19 protein-coding genes are annotated in these 18,981 nt (G+C 43.6%); 5 read left to right on the top strand and 14 right to left on the bottom strand.

Annotated features, from left to right (window positions below):
• Nucleotides 1–67: 67 nt before the first annotated feature.
• Complete coding sequence (gene ppsA, locus ACFQ0N_RS34140; protein ID WP_379334584.1) at nucleotides 68–2,638, bottom strand: phosphoenolpyruvate synthase; 2,571 nt, start codon at nucleotides 2,636–2,638, stop codon at nucleotides 68–70.
• Nucleotides 2,639–2,984: 346 nt separating this feature from the next.
• Nucleotides 2,985–3,164: a hypothetical protein gene (locus ACFQ0N_RS34135; protein ID WP_379334583.1), complete on the bottom strand. Its 180-nt coding sequence runs from the start codon at nucleotides 3,162–3,164 to the stop codon at nucleotides 2,985–2,987.
• Nucleotides 3,165–3,426: 262 nt separating this feature from the next.
• Here ACFQ0N_RS34135 and ACFQ0N_RS34130 point away from each other — a divergent pair, with 262 nt between their 5' ends.
• The 5 genes from ACFQ0N_RS34130 to ACFQ0N_RS34110 all read left to right on the top strand — a co-directional run bounded on the left by ACFQ0N_RS34130 (nucleotide 3,427) and on the right by ACFQ0N_RS34110 (nucleotide 6,276).
• On the top strand, nucleotides 3,427–3,873 hold the full coding sequence (locus tag ACFQ0N_RS34130; protein WP_379334582.1) for a hypothetical protein: 447 nt from the start codon (nucleotides 3,427–3,429) through the stop codon (nucleotides 3,871–3,873).
• Nucleotide 3,874: 1 nt separating this feature from the next.
• Complete coding sequence (locus ACFQ0N_RS34125; RefSeq protein ID WP_379334581.1) at nucleotides 3,875–4,093, top strand: helix-turn-helix transcriptional regulator; 219 nt, start codon at nucleotides 3,875–3,877, stop codon at nucleotides 4,091–4,093.
• Between the two features lie 50 nt (nucleotides 4,094–4,143).
• Nucleotides 4,144–4,842 carry a DUF4386 domain-containing protein gene (locus ACFQ0N_RS34120; protein ID WP_379334580.1) on the top strand — a complete coding sequence of 233 codons (699 nt, stop codon included), beginning with the start codon at nucleotides 4,144–4,146 and terminating at the stop codon, nucleotides 4,840–4,842.
• Nucleotides 4,843–4,875: 33 nt separating this feature from the next.
• The gene (locus ACFQ0N_RS34115; protein WP_379334579.1) at nucleotides 4,876–5,496 is read left to right on the top strand and encodes a class I SAM-dependent methyltransferase; all 621 of its coding nucleotides are present in this window, start codon (nucleotides 4,876–4,878) and stop codon (nucleotides 5,494–5,496) included.
• Nucleotides 5,497–5,952: 456 nt separating this feature from the next.
• On the top strand, nucleotides 5,953–6,276 hold the full coding sequence (locus tag ACFQ0N_RS34110; protein ID WP_379334578.1) for a hypothetical protein: 324 nt from the start codon (nucleotides 5,953–5,955) through the stop codon (nucleotides 6,274–6,276).
• An 812-nt stretch (nucleotides 6,277–7,088) separates the two neighbouring features.
• Here ACFQ0N_RS34110 and ACFQ0N_RS34105 read toward each other — a convergent pair.
• From ACFQ0N_RS34105 to wecB, 12 genes are all read right to left on the bottom strand, one after another.
• On the bottom strand, nucleotides 7,089–7,484 hold the full coding sequence (locus tag ACFQ0N_RS34105; protein ID WP_379334577.1) for a hypothetical protein: 396 nt from the start codon (nucleotides 7,482–7,484) through the stop codon (nucleotides 7,089–7,091).
• A gap of 91 nt (nucleotides 7,485–7,575) precedes the next feature.
• The gene (locus tag ACFQ0N_RS34100) at nucleotides 7,576–7,941 is read right to left on the bottom strand and encodes a GntR family transcriptional regulator (protein WP_379334576.1); all 366 of its coding nucleotides are present in this window, start codon (nucleotides 7,939–7,941) and stop codon (nucleotides 7,576–7,578) included.
• A complete protein-coding gene (locus ACFQ0N_RS34095; protein ID WP_379334575.1) occupies nucleotides 7,938–8,600 on the bottom strand; it encodes an ABC-2 transporter permease in 663 nt (220 codons plus the stop codon). Before ACFQ0N_RS34095 ends, ACFQ0N_RS34100 begins: the two co-directional genes overlap by 4 nt.
• Nucleotides 8,593–9,447 (bottom strand): ABC transporter ATP-binding protein, encoded by an 855-nt coding sequence (locus ACFQ0N_RS34090; protein WP_379334574.1) that lies wholly within the window; start codon nucleotides 9,445–9,447, stop codon nucleotides 8,593–8,595. The genes ACFQ0N_RS34095 and ACFQ0N_RS34090 overlap by 8 nt, the downstream gene beginning before the upstream one ends.
• Nucleotides 9,448–9,822: 375 nt before the next feature.
• Nucleotides 9,823–10,164 (bottom strand): NIPSNAP family protein, encoded by a 342-nt coding sequence (locus ACFQ0N_RS34085; RefSeq protein WP_379334573.1) that lies wholly within the window; start codon nucleotides 10,162–10,164, stop codon nucleotides 9,823–9,825.
• 52 nt (nucleotides 10,165–10,216) lie between these two features.
• Nucleotides 10,217–10,696, bottom strand: coding sequence for a DeoR/GlpR family DNA-binding transcription regulator (locus tag ACFQ0N_RS34080; RefSeq protein WP_379334590.1), 480 nt, complete (start codon nucleotides 10,694–10,696; stop codon nucleotides 10,217–10,219).
• Nucleotides 10,697–10,970: 274 nt separating this feature from the next.
• The gene (locus ACFQ0N_RS34075) at nucleotides 10,971–11,753 is read right to left on the bottom strand and encodes a formate/nitrite transporter family protein (protein ID WP_379334572.1); all 783 of its coding nucleotides are present in this window, start codon (nucleotides 11,751–11,753) and stop codon (nucleotides 10,971–10,973) included.
• 59 nt (nucleotides 11,754–11,812) lie between these two features.
• Nucleotides 11,813–12,151, bottom strand: coding sequence for a nitrite reductase small subunit NirD (nirD, locus tag ACFQ0N_RS34070; protein ID WP_379334571.1), 339 nt, complete (start codon nucleotides 12,149–12,151; stop codon nucleotides 11,813–11,815).
• Nucleotides 12,152–12,195: 44 nt separating this feature from the next.
• On the bottom strand, nucleotides 12,196–14,628 hold the full coding sequence (gene nirB, locus ACFQ0N_RS34065) for a nitrite reductase large subunit NirB (RefSeq protein ID WP_379334570.1): 2,433 nt from the start codon (nucleotides 14,626–14,628) through the stop codon (nucleotides 12,196–12,198).
• Nucleotides 14,629–14,916: 288 nt separating this feature from the next.
• On the bottom strand, nucleotides 14,917–16,155 hold the full coding sequence (locus tag ACFQ0N_RS34060; RefSeq protein ID WP_379334569.1) for an acyltransferase: 1,239 nt from the start codon (nucleotides 16,153–16,155) through the stop codon (nucleotides 14,917–14,919).
• A 154-nt stretch (nucleotides 16,156–16,309) separates the two neighbouring features.
• Nucleotides 16,310–17,545: a MerR family transcriptional regulator gene (locus tag ACFQ0N_RS34055; protein WP_379334568.1), complete on the bottom strand. Its 1,236-nt coding sequence runs from the start codon at nucleotides 17,543–17,545 to the stop codon at nucleotides 16,310–16,312.
• 58 nt (nucleotides 17,546–17,603) lie between these two features.
• Nucleotides 17,604–18,767: a non-hydrolyzing UDP-N-acetylglucosamine 2-epimerase gene (wecB, locus tag ACFQ0N_RS34050; RefSeq protein ID WP_379334567.1), complete on the bottom strand. Its 1,164-nt coding sequence runs from the start codon at nucleotides 18,765–18,767 to the stop codon at nucleotides 17,604–17,606.
• Between the last annotated feature and the right edge of the window lie 214 nt (nucleotides 18,768–18,981).

Genomic DNA, 18,981 nt, shown 5'->3' with positions numbered 1-18,981 from the left:
TCAGATCATGTTAATATGATTATACCACGAAAACGAGAGGATTGGTGAGGAAATGAAAGAAAACCCTTCATTTCATGGAGAAAATGAAGGGATCCGAATCATGAGATTCATCGCACAGGGCAAGTTGGGGAGAATTAATCGACGCTCTCCCATGGGTCATTAGTCCGCCAACTTCGGTGACTAGGCCTTTTATGGATACAAATAATGGTGTCCAGCTAGGGTCGGTAAAGGAGGTGACCAATATATCTCCATCTTCTAGATCAGCATCTTCCATGTTTAAGATAACACGAGCTCTTCCCTCTATAACTCCGGAAGAAACAGGTAGTCCTACAATCGCTTCGGCTGGAAGATTTTCTCGTTTGTACTCGCCTGCAATGATTTCACCATCAGACGTAATAACACGTGGCGGAGTCAGTTTTTCATATAATTTGTACTCGTCTTTTCGTTTGCTGATGATCTGGTAATCCAGTTTATTTGTGCGTACGGCTTCGTGAAGCTCTTCAAAAGTGAGGTAATAAATATCCTCTTTCTCATGAATAACGTTGGCTTGTACGAGTTGCTCGGCTTCTTGCAGCAAAGCCAGTCTATAAAAGAAGTAGCGATTAATATAGCCGTATTTGGGATATTCGCGATAACCGATGAAATTCCGGACTAGGTCGATCATTCGTTTTGTCTCTGTGGCTTTTTGTTCACCATCCGGTAATAGCTTCAATCGTTCCAATAACTCTTGTTCTTTTTCCAAAGCCTCCTGTCGACCTTGCTCAAATTTCCGTTTGCTTTCATTAGGCTCAAGATTTTTGATGTTACCCAGAATTATTGGGACCAATTTAATTGGTTTTTCGCTCCAACGCGTTCTGGTTATATCAATCTCTCCGGCACATCGCATTCCGTATTTGTCGAGAAAAGCCTGGATCGCGGCTTGGGTTTCCTGTCCACCATCAAACGCAACCAGTTCATCCAAAAAGTTATCCTCTTTTACATACTGTAAATAATCAATTACTTGCGGATACGGACGAATCACATCTGCGACATCCAATAGCGCCAGCCCCATTTCCGAAGTAATATTGTTGGGCACAGATTGGGAAATCGTGTCTGCTGCATTTTTTTCACCCAACCACTCCATCATTTTTTCATTGATCCATGATGAAGCATTCATCGCGGCCATAAACACAGCCGAGCTCTGTGGGTCGAATAAGATCTTCTTTAATTGCTGGATATCTTCCAGGATAAAATCAAACAAATCCGCTCCCGATTTCGTTCGGATGTTATGTTTTAGCTCTTCTATCGATGCTTGACTACGATTAATCAATTCAGAAACGATTGTCGGGTCATTTTCGATTTGTGGTTGTAAACCTGCAGACGGCCTGCCTTTACTGCTATTACTGGAGCCTAGTTCTTTATTATCATTTGGCAGCGATTTTATAAAATCTCGTTCTATTATAGTCATAAATGCGTCTTTTATGAGCGGATCGGATTGCCCCAGAGTATTTAAAAAAGTTTCTCTACTGACAGGTGAAGCCAGCATACGTGTAACATCAACAAACAACCTTCCACCAGCTTTACGCATGGGTGCGGGAGTGATCAACAGGTAAAAAGACAATCCCAATGGTTTTATCGGGTCAGTCATCATTTGTTGATGGCCGACAGATACGTAAACGTGATTTTCTTCATCATTCGCTTCAGGGATGGGGTATAAAGTAGTGATTGGACGACTCTGGACAATATAAAATGTATCATCAACTAAACACCATTCGATGTCCTGGGGGGAACGGAAATGAGCTTCGATCTGTCTTCCGATGCGTGCTAGTTGTAAAATCTGTTGATCAGTAAGTGTTTGTGTCTTTTGCTGATCCGGATCGATCTGCCAGGTCTCTGTTCCGCCTTCTTCTCGTCCATAGATAGCCAATTTTTTGGCTGCTATCCTTTTATCGACGATTTGCTCTTCCTGTACTTTATAACAATCGGCAGATACCAAGCCGGAGACCAATGCTTCACCAAGTCCAAAACTGGCATCGATGGTTAGCACCTTTCGGTTAAAAGTAATCGGATCAGCGGTAAATAAAATCCCTGAAGCCTGCGGGAAGACCATCCTCTGAACGATAACGGACAAATAAACCTGACTGTGGTCGAAGCCATTTTGCATACGGTAGATTACCGCGCGATCCGCAAATAGAGAAGCCCAACATTTGCTGATATGCTGCAAGATCGCTTCTTTGCCGATGATATTTAAATAGGTGTCTTGTTGACCAGCAAAAGAGGCATGTGGCAAATCTTCAGCAGTCGCACTGGAACGCACTGCATAAGCATGTTCATCGCCAAACCGGGAGAGATAGTGAGCAACGGCTTCCACAACATCAGCGGGAATTTCTGCTTCCATAATGATTTGTCGAATCTTCCTGCTGATTTCACCAATTTGATCTCGATCTCCTACTTTTAGCATGGTTAGTTGATCCAACAAAGCTTGAAAAGTTTCGTTTTGTTCGATGGCTTTTTGATATCCTACTGTTGTAATACAAAATCCTTCCGGTACTTGTATGCCTTCAATTTTTGATAATTCCCCTAAATTCAACCCTTTTCCGCCAACGAGTAAAAGCTGCGTTTTTTCCATTTCCCGAAAACTGAGAACCAAAGAACTCATTCTGCATCTCTCCTATCCATTAAAATGAGAAAAAACATTTGACAAGAGTTTACCGGCATGGTACAATTAAAGTGTAGATTGAAACTATTGTGTCCATTGAACTCGGAAAAGTTGCAATCTGATTATATCATCGCGTCTGTTTATATGCAATATTAAAGAACCTGATCAAGCTACCCAGGTTCTTTTTTTGATTTCTCGCTATCATTAGTCACATCAAAAACCATGTTTCGAGCCGAACTCCTCCGGACGGTATACATGGAAAAACGAAGTCATTCCTTCCCGCCTTCATCTTCACAAAAAAAAGTGGACATTTCCGTTCCCTAAAACGGATGTCCACATATGATGACTATGCGCTCTGGCTTGGTTTTTTGCGTATGCTCGTTAGCTCAAAAGCCTCTTTAGGAATCCCCAGTTCTAGGGCCTTCTTCTTCTTAATCACCATGGCCTGCTGTAAGCTGGTTGCTTGAAATTCAATTATTGTGCCAGATGGATCCTCGAATGCATAGTAGCTCTTTTTATTCGACATTAACAAAGCGCCCCTCCATCTTATTCTCGAATGATTTTGCACGTATGTTCTTGTTCGCAGTTAACCTAAAATCATTATGTCCTCGTATCCTGTTTATAAACACAAATTGGGAATTATTGAATGGGATAGCTAGCTCACATGACTGCGCCCTTCCCCGTGTACAACCTACATGTAAAATAAACTTGACAAATGATCTAGTTTTAATTACATTATGTATAGTTTAGTTTACATTTGTGAATGATACTTAAATTAGGAGGTCAATATGTCCTATCAAGAAAAAAAAGTTTTTGTTTCCATCATCAGCAGTATACTCATCTTCACCCTCTACACTTTATACGCGATAAACAATGCCAAGGAAGGCAGCATCACTTCAGCCAGCGACTTCAGTTTTTGGGGTTCCTTCATTCTGGTGCTGCTCCCGGTGTCGATTGTAGCGAAGATTATCATTCATATCGTGTTTGTCATCTTCAATAAAATCGCCACGAACGAAGATGAGCCTTCTTTTGAAGATGAGTTGGATAAAATCATCGAGTTGAAGGCAGACCGGATTTCGCTGTATGTGTTTTTCTTCGGGTTTATATTATCCATGGTTCCGCTCGTTACGGATGTTCCAACTTACTTAACGTTTCTTGTGTTGATCCTCTTCGGTTTTTTATCCGATCTCCTGGGACGTATCGCTCAATTATACTTTTATAGAAAAGGAGTTTAACATGGGAAAGGATGCGATCAGCAATCATATACGGAATCTTCGCTTTCATCATAACGAGATGACCCAGCAGCAATTAGCAGATAAGGCTGGGGTCACCAGACAAACAATTGTTGCTATCGAGAAGGGGAATTATTCACCTTCCTTGGAGTTGGCTTTTCGCATCGCGCGTGTTTTCGGAAAGTCCATCGAAGAGGTCTTTCAATATGAGGATAAGCCATAAAACGTGTCCCGCAAACACCCGTAAGGGACAGGTAACTAAGGAGGCTCATGATGTTGAGGAAGAGTATAAATTCAGGCAGAAGGTCTGCAGTAATTACCGGGGTGTTACTATTAGCCGGGTTGGTTACAGGCCTATTTAGTGTTGTTCCTGTTATAGATGGAGCAGACTACCTTGTCAAGGCTTCGACAAATGAAAATCAGGTACTAATAGGAGCATTTTTCCAGTTGTTAATGGTTGTTGCCTATGTTGGTATTCCTATTTGCTTGTATCCGATATTAAGTAAGCATAATAAAGGTTTAGCTCTTGGATCTGTTGCTTTCGGCATCATTGCCGGTGTGTTCATTATTATGGGTGTAATCATTCTTCTGTTGCTATTGACATTAAGCCACGAATTCGCAAAAGTTGGAACTCTGAATGGTTCGTATGTTCAGACCCTGGGCGGATTGTTAAGGGAAGGACGTGATTTGGTGAACCATGTAGCTACGACACTGGCATTTGTTTTGGCTATGTTCTTGTTTAACAGCATATTTTACCAAACAAAAATCGTTCCACGTTGGTTGTCCGTTTTGGGTCTTGTTGGGTCTGCATTGTCCATATTGGCAAGCTTATTATTTATGATTCGCTTCATCGGTCTGGATGCAACCTACATGATGTTGAACATTCCAATAGCCTTACAACAATTGATTTTGGCTATATGGCTAATCATTAAAGGATTCAACCGGGAGGAACAGGATTCAGTATTCCATTAGGATGAATGCTCTAGAAAAGATGGTGTAACGGAAATGAATAAATCAGAACGGTTTTGGGACAAAACCGCAAGTCAATATGATCAAATCGAGATGAAGGATGAACAGACTTACCTCCAAATCATACAACGAACGAAAACGTATCTCAAAATAAGCAACGTGGTGTTGGATTACGGCTGTGGAACTGGATTAATATCTAATGAAATTGCCGAAGATTTGAAAGAAATTCATGCGATTGATATATCTTCTAATATGATCGCAATTGCCGAAAAAAAGGCAAAAGAGCGAAACATCGCAAATATAAACTATGCACATGTGACCATTTTTGATGAAAGGTATAAGAAAGGATCATTTGATATCATCTTGGCCTTTCATGTTCTGCATTTATTGGAAGATGAACAGATCGTTCTACAAAGAATGAATGAACTGTTGAAACCGGGAGGATTATTAATCTCTGCAACACCATGCGTGGGAGAAAAGATATTTCTAAGAAACTTGTTATACTTTACAGGCAGAGTTGGTTTAATGCCGAATATAAGATTATTTAAAATACGCAATTTAGCCGATACCATTGAGAAAGGGAATTTTTCAATTGTCGAAACGGATTGCTTGAAGAAAAGTTCTCAAGAATATTTCATTGTTGCTAGGAAGTTCTGATAAAGGAGCCTTTGCAGTCGTTTCACCAAATATTTCGCCGTTACTTATGGTTTGGTTCAGCTTAACGGGGCAAAGGCGAAAAATGCCAAAGGAGCTGATTGCGTCAGCTCCTTCGAAATTTTTTGGCTATTCTCCTGAATTTGTGCGCCGCGGGAGCAGCGTGGAGACAGTCCAATGCGACATTCATGCCGGGCATACATTGAGCGGGTAGTTGGCCATTACTGGCACAAGCCATAACATTTTCTCCCATGCATATTCATATTCAATCTGGTAGTCAATCATCATTACAGAACAATCATCCAATCACCAAGCTCTATCAACACATAAGCTATAAGGGACAAAAAAAACGTGGGAGGTGAATGTTCGGTAGGTGGATTTGTTGGTGATTCTTTCTCGTAGTTGTAGCTTCTTCCCTCGCGAAGAGAGGTTAATCTTAAGCAAAGGAAGTGATTATCAGTGAAGACAAGAAAAAAAGTGAACGTCAGTGCTCCTTCATTTCCTGGTAGAGAACCTTCGGGTGCTCTTGGACAGCCAGTTCAATCCCAATCTCAATCTGCTCCCTCATCTCTGTTTTCAGTTTTCGGCGGATTCGATGGAATTATGTCCATGATCGGAAAAATACAAAAAATGTTTGGAATTTATCGGCAATTGCGCCCAGCATTCAATATGCTTAGCTCTTTCATGGGTCCCAAAGCAACTATAAGTAACACAACTACAAAAAAAAAGAATAAAAAACGCAACTTAACAGAGAAAAGAAAATCCATAGCTAAAAATCGATGAAAGGCTTTCTAGAAAAAATATGACGATCGCCCCCTATTGGTTTTAACAAACATTTTCCCGTTAACGCAATGATCTAACTTTTATATATGATACGGTTCAGCCTATCGGGTCTTAAGCGAAATACCTCTAGTCTCAATTTCTACACCAATTACTGTTACATCCGCAACCGAGCAATAATGGATTCGCGATCAGAACATAAAATCTCCTTTCTTGGCGAATTTCCCGCCGCCGCTCTGCTGAAGTTTGCGCTTTGCCATGTTCGAGGATGAGCTTGCAATGGCATCTCGCCATTTCTAATAGGGGCCCAGCCAGCAAAACGCGAAAAACGTACGCTAAGGGGTGTAGCCAGGAAAATGCGGATTTAAAACGTAAAGTACAATGTGAAAAGCCCAAACTTCTCAGTATTATTAATAAGAAATTGGGCTTTTTCATTACTCCAGTAATGCGTCCTTTTCTGAAACAAATTGTTTTCACTGTTTATTCTTAAACAAGAAATTTGCAACTGTATAGCAGATTTGATTTAATAATTATTAAAACTTACGTGCTATTTGAAGAATTGCTTTTTATGATTTTTGACGTAATTGATGATAATCGCAAAGTATACAATAGCTACGACATTTACTATAACTTCCAAGTATGCTGGAAGGTTATACCATGGTAAAATGAAAAGCCAAACAACTACCAAAATTGCAGTAATTACGTATAAAAATTTAAATTTATCAGTCATTTCATTTTTTCTCCTTTAACTTTATATCATTAGATATATTAATCCGAAAACTAATCCCTATAAGCAAAACCTAATATTCCAATCTTCATAATGGTCTATCGGTTACATTCACCGGATGAAGTCGGGAGTAAAAAGAACGTCCGATGAAAAGTCCCCCAATGACAAAAATGATAGATACCAAGATCCCAATCCCATCATTAGCTATATACGAAGGAATCACTATATTCATTGCAACTTTCAGAGCAACAAACACGATGAGTGTTCCAACTATCCAGAATTTCATTTTGCCCTCTCCCATTTTATCCCTTTTATGAAGAAGTATTGCCCGCCCTTGAATCAACCCGGCTATGAAACCCAACACAATTATTGACAGTAGCAAAATCCACTCTTTCGTTCCAATATCATTTATCGTAAGCGCCCACGCGACTCCGACAACCAGCAGCATCGCTCCGATAAGAAATATTCTGTCTAAACCTTTCATGGCTATGCAACTCCTTTGCGAAATTTTTAAAAAAGTACATCTCCCACCGACCAAACGGCAGCGTTCTTTCTATAATTCATTAGAGAGGTTATTAATAAATCTTTTTCAACAGCTCAACCACTTCGTCCAAGGTGAGGCCAAAGGATTTGTAGTAGGAAGTGTCTCTTTCCATTTGCTTCAAGATCATTTCATTGCGTATCTGCAGCATCTCCTCGAATGAAAATTCGGCAACAAAGCATCCTTTGCCGGTGAAGGTGTTGATCAGACCGCATCGTTCGAGTTCTTCCCAAGCTTTCTTGACGGTGATCACACTCACGCGAAGCTCCTGAGCTGCTTGTCGAATGGGCGGTAAAACATAACCGCTTGGAAGCTCGCCTTTCAAAATCTGGGCGCTGATTTGTTCAAAAAGCTGCTGATAGATCGGTTTTTCCGATGTGTTCGAGATCGATACGTTCATAGTGGTTCCACTTTAAGGAATCGTTTCTCCGCAATCCGGTAAGCAATCAGGGTGAATGCCGCAAAGATTACGATTCCAGCGGCCAGGATAGATGCGTGAAAGCCGATATGGTCGGCGACGGTAACATTGAATATGTCGAACATGGACGGAATCTGTATTCCCAGCCATTGTACAATTCCGGCAAAAAGCATAGCGGCTATTATTGCTGAGGCTAGCGCCCCGCCATATTTGTATGCCGTCTTGTAGTACATAGGAATAAAGACGATGTTGAAGATTGCCAGCATGACCATACTGAGTCCCCAGAAACCCATGGTCGGGGCAAAGAATAGGTAGGTTATGTTTAGATTTGAGTAGACGAGATCATGGATCAAACCGAAGATCATGGCGGCCCCGACGTGCAATATCTCCAGAATGACGATAACGGATACCCTTGCTTTCACCATGTCCTTCTTGGTTACGGGCATCATCGTAGTAAACATCAAGTCGTTATGCGTTTTATAGTTGCCAAACATGTTCGGGACCGTGATCCAGCAAAAATACAGAAGGACGATAAAATAGATCCAACTGGGAATGAGCATTAACAATCCCATCAAAAAAGGTAAGACGAACATGATCGGCTGAATGCCTAATTTCAAATCCTTAATCACCAAGTTATACATACGCAGGCTCCCTCTTCGCGAAATAGATCATGATTTCCTCGAGACTCGGCGTGGTTGCTTTGATGCCGGAAGAGGGATCGAAGTCTGTAGAGTGGATGAGTCCCGTAAAACCAAACGAATTGACTTTGTAGGAAATCATTCGTTCTTTCACCCGGCTCAGCTCACTTTCATCACCATTCAGCAACCGATAGGACTCCTTAAACTCTTCTTTCTCAGCGCTGTTAACGATTTTCCCGTCCGCGATAAAAGTGATAAAATCCGCGCACTTCTCCAAGTCGGAGGTAATATGGGTCGAGAAAAGAATGCTGATCTTGCCGCCTGCGACAAGTTCTTGGAATAGATCCAGCAGATCGTCCCTGGCCACCGGATCGAGCCCGCTTGTCGGCTCGTCGAGGATGAGCAGCTTTGCGCCATGGGATAAGGCAAGAGCCAGACTGTACTTGACTTTCATCCCCGTTGACAATTCGGCGACTTTTTTATTCTCATCCAATTTGAATCGTCTTAGATAGCCGGAGTAGGCTGCTTCATCCCAATTCTTATAGAACCTCTTAATCACATCGGTCAACATTTTGATCTTGCTTCGCGTATAGAAATCGATTCCGCCAAATGCGCATCCGATCTCCTGTTTTAATTCGATTTCATGTTCAGCCATGTTCTTGCCAAAAATATGAACCTCGCCGCCATCGGTATGAACCATATTCATGATCGATTTGATGGTGGTGGTTTTCCCCGCGCCGTTGGCGCCGATAAAGCCCATAATATAACCCTGTTCCAGCTGAAACGATACATCCCTTAACTGAAAATCGGGATACATCTTATTTAGGTTTCGAATGTCTAAGGCTAGCATGCCATGCCTCCTCAATTATTTTGTGCATGTCGTGTATGCACAATATAACACGAGAAGATTTTGTAAGTCAATTATCAAATAAAAAGCTCACGCTTATTGGGCATGAGCACATTTTCAGCTATCCAAGTTCTACAGATTTAGCATTGCTGCGTCAACCTTCAGTTCAATCCTCTGCTTTACCACTATTTGTGATACGGTTCTCCGCGTTATCTCTAATGGCAAGTTTTAAAGGCCATCCTTTGTTGTTCAATCATTATCTAAGGAATTCGACCTGCGCTGCAGTTGAAACAATAAAGCCCGCGTTCCTGTTGAACGCGGACTTTTTACTAGAAAATTGTCTTATTGTTGCGTTTTGAACATCTTAGTAATGGATTCTTACTTTAATATTGTTGATATCAACTGCTCGTTTTTCACTTCTAAAATATACTCCTTATACACATAATTTCTACCACCATTTTTTTCATACCAATTACTTATACGTTTAAGGTGCTCACTGTCACTCCTGACATTCGCTTCTATTTCTTCGTACTTCTCAAAACTATCATATTCCCAAATAGCGAAAATCTCTGTGGTAGAATTATTCTTAGGTGTCATCCACCTTCCTACCAATCGAGCTCCATGCTTAGTTTGATTTGGTAAATTAGTTTCGTTAAAATGTGCGTTTAAAATATCTACAAATTCATTTTTTACGATGTAGAACTTCCTTCTATAGAACAAAGTCGTCACACCCATTCAATTTATTATAAAATAGATAATCTGATTTGTTCAGTCACTTACCCTCTACCCGAGCCAATATCACCTTAACGCCTAGCGCTTGAATCCGTTCAATCACTTCTGGATCAGCATCCTCATCTGTAATCAACAGATCTAATTCTTCGATCCGTCCAGCCTTCGCAAATCCTTCGTTACCAAGGGTATGATGTGTCGCGATCCCAATTCGGCGGCGTGATGCAGCAGATACTGCCCGTCCGAACGCCCCTACTTCAGGCGTGGCCACAAAAATCCCTTCCTCTGAGATACCGCCCACCGTGACGAAGCTGATATCAAATTTAAACTGGCGGATAAATTCGTTCGCAAGTACGTCGGTAATATTCCCTGATGGCTTTACCCGACCACCAATCAGGTAGGTTTCAATCCACTGACGTTCCTTTAAAACATCGGCTACTCGCATGCTGTTTGTAACGATTGTAAGCGGCATTTGATCGGGCAGATGCTTCAATAATACATAGGACAATGAACCGCTACCAATAAATACAGTAATTCAATTATATTCCGTTTTGCTCTTTTTTTCCAGTTATTTTAAGTAGAAACTTCATTTATGTTCACTTTCATGCTACCCCCAGGTGTCAAGTTAAAAAAGCCAAAGACGGAATTTAACAGTCTTTGGCTTTAAACGGTACCCATTCTGTTTAGTTGAAATCATTAAATTCTTAAACTTCTCGAATTCGCTTTTCAACCAGTACTGGTTTTGATATGCAATAGTCAGAACGGGCATCAAGACGCCCATACCGATGATGATACATTCATGGTTTGCTTCGCACGGGAGAGATGAACCAATATACGAACCCGACAAAGATTCCTCCGCCGATAATATTCCCGAGCGTGACAGGTATCATGTTGCTAAACCAGCCGGCCAGCGTAATCGATTCTGGATGCTGCGGGAGCATATAGGCGAGACTGAGCAGTGTCATGTTCGCAACGCTGTGCTCAAAGCCGCTGGCGATGAATGCATACAGGCACCACCAAATAAGCACGAGCTTCGCGATGTCTTCTTTCGCCCTTCCGGCCATCCATAGAGCCAGGCAAACGAGCCAGTTGCACAAAATACCGCGGAAAAACAATTCTCCAAAAGACAACTCCATTTTTTTGGCCGCAGCGGCGAAGAGCAAATGCTCCTCCCCCGCTCCTGTGAAAAGCCCCGAGCCAACGATAAGCAAACAGAGCAATAAAGCGCCGGCCAAGTTTCCAATAAATACAATACTCCAGTTTTTCAGTGTATCGCTCACAGTCGTTTTGCGGGCCAGCGTGCTCACCGTAAAAAACATATTATTGCCGGTAAACAGCTCTGAGCCTGCGAAGACGACGAGCGTCAGTGCCAGGCCGAAGGACATCCCCATGACCATAGTCTTGAACGCGGAATTCGCAGCCGCAAGCGGCGCCCCTACGGAGTAAATCAGGATGATGCCAAACCCTACGAAGGCCCCGGCCAGCATAGCCGACACCACATAGCGAGCAACATTCTTGTTCATTTTATCTTTCTTTTTAACGGCTGTTTCTATGATCGCTTCTACACTTGGCGTAAACATATGGTGATCCTCCCCCGTAATTTCTTAGATGCTGGATCGATTGAACGAACGATTCAAATTTAGGCCGGATGGGCGGCTGGCGCAGCGACGTAAACCTGATCTCCCTCTACCTTTACCGGGAACGAACGAACCTGCCCCTGATCAGGCAGTTGAACGAGCCCTGTCCTCAGATCGATTTTCCAATCATGAAGCGGCTCGAACAGGAAGCGTCCCGATACCATCCCCTCTGCGAGCGGCCCGCCCTTAGGATGCGGACTGCGATTTTCCAGTGCGTAAACCTCTCCTGATGAAGTTCGAAAAACGGCGATTTCCCACCCGTTCCAGTTCACTGTGCGACCGATCTGCGGCAGGAACTGCTCAAGCGCTCCTATCAGACAAAATCCTTCCAACTCCTTCATACATCCGTACCCCTTTCCTATTCACATATAGAAATGCAGTTCATTTACCTGGCCGCTGGCTCATGGCTTTGGAACAACGCCGTACAGGTATCCGTGTCGCTTAACATTTTTTTCCACGGATCTTCAACTTGCTTCAAAGCAAACTCGATCCGCTCCACCAACGCTCTGCGGTTTTCCAAATCTTCAACAACTGCTTTGCGAATCGCATCCAGCCCCATGCGCTCTACCCAGTCCGATGTCCGTTCCAGATAGATTCCCGTCTCTCTGTAGTATTGGATGATCGCCGAGCAAAGCTCGATTAGCTCCTGATCCGTCTTCACCTTACACAGCAGATCAGCCAGGCGCGCCTTAATACCGCCGTTGCCTCCGATGAACAACTCCCAGCCTCCGTCATTGCCGACGATGCCAATATCTTTGGTGCACGCTTCTGCGCAGTTTCGCGGGCAGCCGTTGACGGCGAATTTGAATTTAGCCGGCAAATCCAGACGTTCAAACTTGCGTTCGAGCAAGGCCCCCATGCTCATTGAATCCTGGGTGCCAAAGCGGCAAAAAGTCGATCCGACGCAGGTTTTGACAGTCCGGAGCGATTTGGCGTAAGCATAGCCGGATGGCATGTCCAGCTCTTCCCATACTTTGGGAACATCCTCTTTCCTCACGCCCATGAGTCCGATCCGCTGCCCTCCCGTCACTTTGACACATTTCACATCGTATTTCATCGAAATGTCTGCGAGCTTCTTCAAATCTTCCGGGGTTGTGACGCCGCCATACATCCTTGGAACGACGGTATAGGTTCCGTCCTTCTGAATATTAGCGCTCAATCGCTCATTGACGAAACGCGATTCTTTCTCATCTTCGTAGGTGTCCGGATAAATCATGGTCAAATAGTAGTTCAGCGCGGGGCGGCACTTGGAGCAGCCTTCAGACTGGCTCCAGTCCAGTACGTTCATGACTTCTCTGGTCGAGGTCAGCCCTTTGCTCTTGATCTCTGCGACAATCTCGTCGCGGCTGTACGTTGTGCAGGCGCAGATGCCCTGTTTGTTGGAAGTCTTGAAGCCATCGCCAAGGACGTATTGCAGGATTTGCTCGACAATGGGCTTACAACCGCCGCAGGAACGCGTTGCACCCGTGCAGGCTTTGATTTCCTCCACCGTCGTTATTCCTTTATCGGCAATTGCATCCATGATAGCTTTTTTGGTCACTCCATTACAGCCGCACATGATTTCATCGTCAGCCATGGCTTCCACCGAAGCTTGTTTTGCGGCTCCGCCGCCACAGCAGCCGCTCCCCATCAAAGAGTTGTATATTTCGTCGGTCATCACCGTTTTGTCCTTAATGAGCTTTTGCAGACGGGCGGAATCCGCAATGTCTCCGAAAAGTACCGCACCTGTAATCACATTATGTTTTAGCAATATTTTTTTGTAGGTTTGCTTCCATTCATCCTTGTGCGCAATGACGACATGCTCCGGCCCTTCGATAAATTCGCCTGTCGAAAAAACGTCGACGCCCGATATTTTCAGCTTCGTCGATACGACGGAGCCTTCATAAGGAGCCGTTTCTATACCGCACAAGTGCTTTGCAAGCACCATCCCCTGCTCAAAAAGCGGAGCAACCAGACCGTAGCAGACGCCGCGGTGTTCATTGCATTCTCCTACCGAATAAACGCCAGGCATTGAAGTTTGCATGTAGTCGTTCACAATGATTCCGCGATTCGTTATGATCCTGCTAGCTTGGGCCACGGCCACATTCGGCTTGATGCCTACGGCCATGACGACGAACTCGGCTTCCAGCACAGTACCGTCCGAGAACCGAAGACCTTCGACGCGTTCGTCTCCGAGCAGTTCTACCGTTTGGACCCCCATTGCAAACTGAATGCCCTGACGCTCCAGCTCGGCCTTCAGCATCAATGCGGCCTGATGATCAAGCTGTCGCTCCATCAAATCTTCCATCAGATGGACAACCGTTACATTCATGCCGAGATGAACCAGACCTTTGGCGGCTTCCAACCCCAGCAGCCCGCCGCCGATAACGGCTGCTTTCTTGTAAGTCTTGGCCGCCTCCACCATTTGCCGGCAGTCGGAAATATCCCTAAAGCCAACAACGCCTTGTTTATCGCTGCCGGGTATTGGCAGCATAAATGGTTTAGACCCTGTTGCTATAATGACTTTATCGTAATGGACGCGTATTCCGCTTTCCGTCACCACTTGTTGGCTTGCTTCGTCGATATGAGATACCGTCGTCGCGGTATGAAGCGTTATGCCGTTCTCTTTGTACCAGTCCCACCCATTCAATACAATATCGTCGATTGTTTTGCTTTCATCCAAGACGTAAGAGAGCATAATGCGATTATAGTTGGGATACGGCTCACTGCCGAATACGGTAATATCAAACCGTGACGTCAATTTCAATATTTGTTCCACCGTACTGATTCCGGCCATTCCATTGCCAATAATGACAAGCTTTTCTTTACTAAGGGTCATAGCAGGAGCCTCCTCGAAAGTCTCTGATTTGCTGGACTATAGGGAAAGTATAGAGGCATATGGTCAAAATTATAGTGACAAAGCTCACAACCAGATAATTTTTTTCGTCATGTTCCGCCGAAACGCCATAAAGCTCGCTATGTTCATAATTGTGACGGCTTTAGGAACAAAAAAAAGAAGCCTTACTATGAGTGGAAATTCTACGCAATGGTAGAAGCTCATAAAGGGGGTTCTACATCTTGTTCAAATGCTAGTTGGGATTTCGGTACATGTCTTAGCCATGAAACTTTACCGGGATTGCGTATACCGGCTGGAACGCGTCGTCAGCATAGCCGGCGACTCTTTTCGGTAATCGGACTCTTCAGTTTCATTCCGATGTGAGAAGCGCCGTTTGGCTCCTACGATCCAGCGAGAACCAGGCAGATGCGACAGCGTGTAGCTTATTCCAAGAGAAGCCAGGACCGTCAGGGTAAAAGTGAGAAGTGTAAAGGAAACATGACTCCCCCCCAGCTCCATCGGACGGGTAAACCGAGCGATGACATAAATGATCAGCGCATGCACGAGATAACCGCCGAACGAATACCGCCCCATCCAGGAAAGCAGCCGCAGAAAAGCCCGGCTACGGCCCTGCATCATGATGAGCAGTCCATACAGCAGCACCATTTGCGCCACAATGATCACAAAGGTCGAGGGCTTGAGGTACGTCGAAATGTTCAAGTTTACGACCTCCCCCGATCCCCGCAAAACATCCAAACCGAGCCGGATGTACATCCCTATAAATACAAGGCCTGTCCAGGGCAGCAGCCGCGTACACCACGTGCGCCATTTCTGGATGGATGAGGCGCATACCGCACCGATCACAAAGTAGAAGGCATACATCAGAAACCAGTAGCTGCGGTACTCGATCAGGCTGGACCATGGCTCTCCGAGCATTCCTGGCCAGGATCCCATCCGGTAATAGGAGAGATACAGCAAAACCGCATATAACACAAGGGAGCCTGCAATGATTGCAATCACACGCCGTGTTCGTTTGGGTTCATCCCAAGGCTCGAACCTTCTGCGAACCGCCCGGTACGCCCATGCAAACAGCGGAAACAGCAGATAGAATTGTAAAATCATGATGATAAACCACAGCTGATAACCGGTTTGTGGAACGAAAATCTCCTTGAGCAGCGTGCCCCATTCTTGTCCCCCCTTTTGCCAAAAGGAAGGCGTAAACACACGGACATACAGCCAATAAATAAGCGTCCAGCACAAAAAAGGGACGTACACATCCCCGAATCTTTTTTGGATAAATTGCAAGTAATTGAATTTTTCACCATAGTTGTAGAACAGCAGGACGGCTGACAAAAAGACAAATGTCGGGGTTCCAAAACGGGTCAAATGATAAATCATCGTCAGCATAACGGAGTCGGCCTGCTCAATATCAGGCCTGTAAATGTAATCAGCGAGGGAGTGCTGCATTACGATCGCGAGAAATGCGAGTCCTCTCAACTGCGTCCACTCTTCGATTCGTGGTTTGCCCATGATCAAAGTCCTCCTTCTTCATTCTCCCGGAAAGTATACCTTTTGAATCTTAAATGAACCTTAAAGAAAAAAATAACTAGCGTCTAAAAACGACAAAAAGCCCCACATAATGGGGCGCACGACGGATGATTGTTTTTTTCTCATTATCCATGTTTTACTTGCGAAACGCGACAAAAAGACCGACTTCCTTTGTTATGCAAACCGCACCTTCATCCAGTATCTTTGCATTCAGCATAGATTCCAACTTGGTTACTCGGCTGTCAGTCAAATTTTCTCGTCCCCCAGGCGTTGTTCGTATGTAAGCAATGAGTGGTTTAGAATCCGTTACTTGCAGAGCATCCTCATATCGTTTTATACGAATATTCATGAAACCTGCAGCTTCGAGTTGATCCGCTCCATTTTCTAACCCGAATTCGCAGGCGAAGTCCTGACGCCCCAAATCATAATGCGGGTTTAATTCGCTTAAGAATCCTTTTATTTCTTTCATATGGTTTGTGCCCATCGTAGATGCGAACAACATGCCTCCAGGTTTAAGAACACGTCGTATTTCTTTTAAAGATTGGTGACGCTCACTCACATGGTACAACATATGATTGGCGAAAACGGCATCAAAACTTGCGTCCGGAAAAGGGATCGAACGCGCGTCGGCAGGCGTGAATCGAAATCGGGAAAGTGGCACGGTATTTGCAAGGCGATCCGTGGCATCACTTAGCATTCCTTCAGACAAGTCGGTCAGCGTTACGTCCCAATCTTCCGGGATTCGATCGGCATTTCTCTGCCACAAAGCCCCGTCTCCGCAGCCCAATTCAAGAATTCTGCCCTGTTTTAATATAAGTAATTGATCGAAGAGCCAATGATGCCATTTGTAACGGTTAACACTAAATTCGTCATGCAAACTTATCCTCGTCTGCAAGTTAAAGGCACTTTCGTATTCCTGATTCACGACGCGGATAACGGAAGCGAACAGCTCCCATGCCGGATTGCTTTCATTACTAACTGTTGTTATCCCCGCTTCCTCTTCGTCTCCAATATCCAAACTTTCCAACAATGAAAGTGTCTCCTTCAATGTTTTTTGTACGAGTCGAAGATGCTCCATTTTCTGCCCGATAATCGTACTCTGCACTCTCAAGGATTCCTTGAGATCTTCCTCGTGCCCATCACGGTGAATCATTCCTCTTATCTCGTCGATGGTGAGGCCGATATATTTCAGCGTCAAGATTCTTTGAAGTCGAGCAAAATCTTGCTTGGTGTAGTAACGATGCCCGGAACCCGTTCTGTGGCTTGGTTGTAAGAGTTCTATCTTATCATAATATTGAATGGTCCGTTTGGTGACGCCTGCCTTTTCCGCAAACTGGCCAGCAGTCATCCACTCCCCATTTCGTGTCTGCATGATATAAACTCCCTTCTTCTATGGCCGCTTTTATAATAGTCTAGCATATAAGATGCACTTACTTAGCATTGAATTCTTTAGGAAGGTCGGGAACAAAACCAAAATAGTAAGCAATAATTTGAACGATGCGTTTCGAAGCCTGCCCATCTCCAAAGGGATTGTCAGCATGTGACATGGCCTTATAATAATTCGGATCAGTGAGAAGTTTAGTAGTTATAGTATGAATCATCTCTTCATCCGTTCCGGATAAGCAGACTGCATTAGCTGTAATAGCTTCTGGTCTTTCTGTTGTTTCTCTCATTAGCACAAGTGGTTTTTTAAATACCGGAGCTTCTTCCTGGAGACCTCCTGAATCGCTTAGTATAAGAAATGAACGAGCCATTAAATTGATCATGTCAGGGTATTCAATTGGATCTATCAAATGTATCCTATCATGCCCGGTTAGTATTTTATTTGCTATTTCACGAACAACCGGGCTTAAGTGCACGGGATAAATAATAGATATATCTGGATTTTCTTCCACAACACGCCGTATTGCATTAAACATACCAACCATTGGAGATCCATAATTCTCTTTTCGATGAGCGGTTACTGTAATGATTCTACCCTTATGTTCTATAAGACGATTTATGGTATCGTCTTTAAAATTATAGTTAGATTTCTTTGTTAATATTGCTGCATCAACAGCGGTTTGTCCAGTAACATAAATATTAGTTTCATTATAACCTTCCCTAATTAAGTTTTCTTTACTAATAGATGTGGGAGCAAACAAAAAATCTGAAACCACATCTACGATTTTCCTATTAATCTCTTCTGGCCAAGGTGAGTATTTGTTCTGTGAACGTAGTCCGGCTTCAATATGACCAATAGGAATTTTATGAAAAAATGCTGTCATTCCTCCACTCACCGCTGTTTGGGTGTCTCCATGAACCAAGATTAAATCTGGACGTTCTTCAGAAATGATTTTATCTAACCCCGTAATTGCTGCAGAAGTCAGATAAGCAAGCGTTTGATTTTCTTTCATGAGGGTTAAGTCGACATCGGGTTGTATATTAAAATTAGACAGCGCTTGTTGGAGCTGCTCCTTATGTTGCCCCGTTACAATCACTTTCGTTTCAAACCAATCAGGATATTTTTTCAACTCCTGAACCACAGGGCATATTTTTGTTGCTTCCGGGCGAGTACCGAAAATCAACATTATTTTTTTGCGATCTGTTTTCATAATAAAACCTCCATTTAAATTCAAACAGCATTCTGTTGCGGTAAGGTAAGAATAAAGGATAACGTTACGTCACATGCAAGAGGAAAAAAAGCTGCATAATCAAAGAAATGAGTAGACCCAGAAAAGTGAAGGTTGTCAAAATGAAGGGCGTTTTGGAGAAAAATACACATTAGTTTTACGAATATCTAGTAAATCAAACAATTTTCTGAGATAA

Source organism: Paenibacillus sp. GCM10027626 (assembly GCF_042676285.1).
GTDB lineage: Bacteria > Bacillota > Bacilli > Paenibacillales > Paenibacillaceae > Paenibacillus_Z.
The sequence above is the reverse complement of the archived record's forward strand: the minus strand, read 5'-3'. Positions and strand labels throughout refer to the sequence as shown.

Coding starts and splice junctions, on each gene's coding strand:
- ppsA (WP_379334584.1), bottom strand. CDS start 2,638: ATGAGTTCTTTGGTTCTCAGTTTTCGGGAAATGGAAAAAACGCAGCTT.
- ACFQ0N_RS34135 (WP_379334583.1), bottom strand. CDS start 3,164: ATGTCGAATAAAAAGAGCTACTATGCATTCGAGGATCCATCTGGCACA.
- ACFQ0N_RS34115 (WP_379334579.1), top strand. CDS start 4,876: ATGAATAAATCAGAACGGTTTTGGGACAAAACCGCAAGTCAATATGAT.
- ACFQ0N_RS34125 (WP_379334581.1), top strand. CDS start 3,875: ATGGGAAAGGATGCGATCAGCAATCATATACGGAATCTTCGCTTTCAT.
- ACFQ0N_RS34100 (WP_379334576.1), bottom strand. CDS start 7,941: ATGAACGTATCGATCTCGAACACATCGGAAAAACCGATCTATCAGCAG.
- wecB (WP_379334567.1), bottom strand. CDS start 18,767: ATGAAAACAGATCGCAAAAAAATAATGTTGATTTTCGGTACTCGCCCG.
- ACFQ0N_RS34060 (WP_379334569.1), bottom strand. CDS start 16,155: ATGGGCAAACCACGAATCGAAGAGTGGACGCAGTTGAGAGGACTCGCA.
- nirB (WP_379334570.1), bottom strand. CDS start 14,628: ATGACCCTTAGTAAAGAAAAGCTTGTCATTATTGGCAATGGAATGGCC.
- ACFQ0N_RS34095 (WP_379334575.1), bottom strand. CDS start 8,600: ATGTATAACTTGGTGATTAAGGATTTGAAATTAGGCATTCAGCCGATC.
- nirD (WP_379334571.1), bottom strand. CDS start 12,151: ATGAAGGAGTTGGAAGGATTTTGTCTGATAGGAGCGCTTGAGCAGTTC.
- ACFQ0N_RS34130 (WP_379334582.1), top strand. CDS start 3,427: ATGTCCTATCAAGAAAAAAAAGTTTTTGTTTCCATCATCAGCAGTATA.
- ACFQ0N_RS34120 (WP_379334580.1), top strand. CDS start 4,144: ATGTTGAGGAAGAGTATAAATTCAGGCAGAAGGTCTGCAGTAATTACC.
- ACFQ0N_RS34055 (WP_379334568.1), bottom strand. CDS start 17,545: ATGCAGACACGAAATGGGGAGTGGATGACTGCTGGCCAGTTTGCGGAA.
- ACFQ0N_RS34105 (WP_379334577.1), bottom strand. CDS start 7,484: ATGAAAGGTTTAGACAGAATATTTCTTATCGGAGCGATGCTGCTGGTT.
- ACFQ0N_RS34090 (WP_379334574.1), bottom strand. CDS start 9,447: ATGCTAGCCTTAGACATTCGAAACCTAAATAAGATGTATCCCGATTTT.
- ACFQ0N_RS34075 (WP_379334572.1), bottom strand. CDS start 11,753: ATGTTTACGCCAAGTGTAGAAGCGATCATAGAAACAGCCGTTAAAAAG.